Source organism: Pseudomonas sp. PME37.24/025 (assembly GCF_055556615.1).
Genome location: NZ_JBVHNK010000030.1, coordinates 1 through 3,700 on the forward strand (window position 1 = coordinate 1; position 3,700 = coordinate 3,700).

The window sequence follows — 3,700 nt, forward strand, 5'->3', positions numbered from 1 at the left end:
TGCCCGCGAAGAACGATGACGCGTAATACCTGAAAAACCGCGGTGCATTCTTCGCGGGCAAGCCACGCTCCCACAGGTTCTGCGTCTTAACTTACCGGCATTAGGGCAAGCCCGTTCTCACATGGATTGCGCGCCAGGCAACAGCCCTGCTTTCTGAAAGGTACGACCATGACGACAATCAGAAGCCAGCCCTCAATAGAACTGCACGCCGCTCAGCGCGACGAACTGGAAACCATCGAAAACCTGATGCAGTTCTACATCTACGATTTCAGCGAATGGCTGCCGCTGAAACTCGGAGAACATGGCTTCTTCAACATCCAGCCCAAACTGGATTACTGGCGCAATCCTGCAACCAGGCCGTTTCTGATCAAGGTTGACGGCGAGCTTGCCGGTTTCGTGACCGTGGATAACGAAACCCATATCGTCGGCGCGGAGCACAACATTGGCTACTTTTTTGTCAGTCGACGTTTTCGTGGTCAAGGTGTCGCGAAGTTTGTCGTCTCTGTCCTCTTGAACCGGTTCCCCGGTCAATGGCAGATTTTCCACATCGATGCCAACCAGCCTGCACGGCTGTTCTGGGCCAGGGTGATGCCCGATCTCACGGGCGGTGAATTCACCCTGCATCACCTGCCGATCGACGGTTATCCGTGCACCGTTTACCGCTTTAAAAGATCGCAGCCTTCGGCAGCTCCTACCCCGGCCCCGTAGGAGCGAGGCTTGCCCGCGAAGAACGATGACGCGGTCCAGCAGTTTGTCCGTGTGATGGCCTTCGCGGGCATCGCTCCTACGCAAAGCTGCGATCTTGACGATGCCACAGCCAGCCACACCTGACTTTCTAATTCCAAAACCACTTTGTCCGACAATATGTAGTGAACAAAAATAATCACTACAAAGCCGTTGACGCCTCCGATTTGCCCTTGCATGATGCAGACATCTCCCCGATCGGGAGTACAGGCAACACGTTTGAGCAAGCTCGTCTGACCGCCGAGCTGTTTTCCCCGGATACACGCTGCCCACAAGGCAGATTGAAGAAGCTGACCTGGCCTGAACGTCCAGTACAAAGGACGAGAAGCGCTGGCGATCAATCCTCGTGAAGCTTGTGGCCGACTCTGAAAACGTCGGCAGTGGCCTCCAGGTTTTCGCTGCTTCTCTTCGTTGTGACGCTATTGCGTAGCAGTTATTCAACACGACTACATGCAGCAGACGCGGGACCCCGTCGTATTGACGGCCGACCGCTGACGTCCTGGTTTCGGTGCCAGGGATCAACTAACCGATGGGCTACTTGTATTAGCGAATCAACTTTGAAAGATCACCAAATGGTCAAGGGGCTTACAATGAATTTGAACAATCAACCTACTATCGATGAACTGGCTCGCTTGTTCGCTGCGCAAAAAGACAGCCAGGACAGCCATATTCTGTGGATCAGCAAATCGGGCCAGGTTCATATCGACTGCCTGTCGCCCCATGCCCATGAAGAAGCGTTCGACCAGAACAACCAGAACCTGCTCGCCCGACTGAAGATGTACCGTCGCGGCCAGGGCTATGTCGGCAAGAAAGCCGCGGCCGACAAGGACTTCATCGGTAATGTGCTGCAAACGCTGAAACAGGCGTGGGCATCGATGCAGAACCAGAACGAAGTTCGGGTGATTGATCGGTTGTATTGATTTCTTTCAAGGGACCACTCCCCTAAACAAAAAGGCCCCGCTCGTATCATCGAGCGGGGCCTTTTTTTGTTTGTCGCTTACGCACCTCTAACTTCGCACTGAGTCAAAAGAACAGAGCTATGGTTAACAGAGCGCTGGACATCGGTTTATCCATTGGAGGTCTGCGATGAAAAAAATCCTGACATTCATACTACTGGCATTGGCAGGTGCCGCTCATGCGAACAACGTTCCCGGCGTTCCTGCCTTCGATGCGGACTGTACCGACAAAATCCTGGTCCACGCCGACCAGGATGGCTCGGTCATGATCAATAAGGAAGAAGCCCAGACCACAATGATCAACGATCGTCTTTTCGAGGCCAAGAGGCCGGACGTAACGATCTCGATCAGCATCGCCGATGACGACTCTGTTGCCGTGACCTATACCAGCAAGAAAGGCGGCAATGGCATCTGCCAGTCGGTGAATGATTGATCTACACGCTGGCGCTGCCGGTCATCACCAGGTTCGCGAACGCTACCGACGCGGCGCTGTGGTAGTTGTTATTTCTGCGTAACAACGCCGCGTCGCGCCGGGGTGCTTCGCCTTGTAATTCAATCCTGCGCAATGCCCGTTCCGCAGTGGCTATAGGTTCCGGGAGGATGGTGGCCATCGGCGCGTGACGAATGACCTCCAGCAGCGTACTCACCGAGTTCACCTCGATCGCCACTTTGGGCGTGATGTTCTGTTGCCGAAAATACCCGTCGATGGAGGATCGGGTGATGAAGTCAGGTGTCAGCAACGCGAACTCCAGTTGCGCCACCTCCTTTGTCGATAGCGGGCTCTGGCGCTCGTACAACGGATGACTGTGCCCAACCATCACCCCCAACGTCTCGACAAACACCGGCACGCACTCGATGTCAGGGCTTCTCACCGGGGTAAAGGCAATGGCGATGTCCAGCGAGTCATCGAGCAATCCGGCCTCGATGTCATCCATCGATAGCTCGAAAATTTGCAGATGGATGTTCGGAAACTTCGCCACGTAGTCGCGCACCAACGGCCCCACCAGATACGCCATGAACGTCGGCGTCATGGCCAGCCGCAAGGTGCCGCGAGACAAGTCCTTCACGTCATGCAGCGCGCGTTTCCCTGCTTCAAGTTCCACCAGTACCCGACGGGCACTTTCGATATAGGCCAGCCCCGCATCGGTCGGCTTGACCGTGCGCGAGGTGCGGTCGAACAAGCTCACGCCCAATGTTTCCTCCAGTTGCCGGATCTGCTGGGACAGCGTCGGTTGAGAGACGTGCAACGCCTCGGCGGCGCGGGTGAAGCCGCCGTGGTCGGCGACTGCCAGCAAGTAACGCAAATGTCGGAGCAGCATGGGGCACACCATCTATAGGCAGGAATTATGTAAAGCATTGTATATCGGTCTTGGACGCTATGGATAAATCGACCGAAGATGGCTCCACTTTCCAGCCACAACCGATAGGAGTCACACCATGCAACAGTCCCTCGCTTACCAGGATCCGAGTCTGGCCCTGACCACTTCGATTCTCGATGCCAAGGCGCGCAAGAATCTGTCCTGGCAGGATTTGACCGACGGCACCGGCCTGGGCCTGGCCTATGTCACCGCCGCCCTGCTCGGCCAGCATCCGCTGCCGGAAGCCGCCGCCAAGGTGATTGGCGAGAAGCTCGAACTGGACGCCGACGCCGTGGCTCGCCTGCAGATCATTCCGCTGCGCGGAAGCCTCTCGGGTGTCCCGACCGATCCGACCATCTACCGCTTCCACGAAATGATCCAGATCTACGGCACCACGCTCAAAGCCCTGGTTCACGAGCAATTCGGCGACGGCATCATCAGCGCGATCAACTTCAAGCTGGACATGAAGAAAGTTGAAGACCCGGAAGGTGGTTCCCGCGCGGTGATTACTCTGGACGGCAAGTTCCTGCCGCTGCGTCCCTTCTAAGACAGCCCGTCAATTAAAACGCAGAACCTGTGGGAGCGTGGCTTGCCCGCGAAGAACGATGACGCGTAGTACCTGAAAAACCGCGGTGCATTCTT

General features: G+C 56.1%; 5 protein-coding genes. 4 read left to right on the forward strand and 1 reads right to left on the reverse strand.

The annotated features are described in order from the left end of the window. Positions 1-168: 168 nt before the first annotated feature. From ACZ3HH_RS29295 to ACZ3HH_RS29305, 3 genes are all read left to right on the forward strand, one after another. Complete coding sequence (locus ACZ3HH_RS29295; protein ID WP_465809984.1) at positions 169-708, forward strand: GNAT family N-acetyltransferase; 540 nt, start codon at positions 169-171, stop codon at positions 706-708. A 626-nt stretch (positions 709-1,334) separates the two neighbouring features. Then, on the forward strand, positions 1,335-1,664 hold the full coding sequence (locus ACZ3HH_RS29300) for a hypothetical protein (RefSeq protein ID WP_038984224.1): 330 nt from the start codon (positions 1,335-1,337) through the stop codon (positions 1,662-1,664). Between the two features lie 166 nt (positions 1,665-1,830). Beyond that, the gene (locus ACZ3HH_RS29305; RefSeq protein ID WP_465809986.1) at positions 1,831-2,133 is read left to right on the forward strand and encodes a hypothetical protein; all 303 of its coding nucleotides are present in this window, start codon (positions 1,831-1,833) and stop codon (positions 2,131-2,133) included. 1 nt (position 2,134) lies between these two features. Here ACZ3HH_RS29305 and cynR read toward each other — a convergent pair whose 3' ends face one another. Then, complete coding sequence (gene cynR, locus ACZ3HH_RS29310) at positions 2,135-3,019, reverse strand: transcriptional regulator CynR (RefSeq protein WP_465809988.1); 885 nt, start codon at positions 3,017-3,019, stop codon at positions 2,135-2,137. A 118-nt stretch (positions 3,020-3,137) separates the two neighbouring features. Here cynR and cynS point away from each other — a divergent pair, with 118 nt between their 5' ends. Beyond that, positions 3,138-3,605 carry a cyanase gene (gene cynS, locus ACZ3HH_RS29315; RefSeq protein WP_465809990.1) on the forward strand — a complete coding sequence of 156 codons (468 nt, stop codon included), beginning with the start codon at positions 3,138-3,140 and terminating at the stop codon, positions 3,603-3,605. Positions 3,606-3,700: the final 95 nt, after the last annotated feature.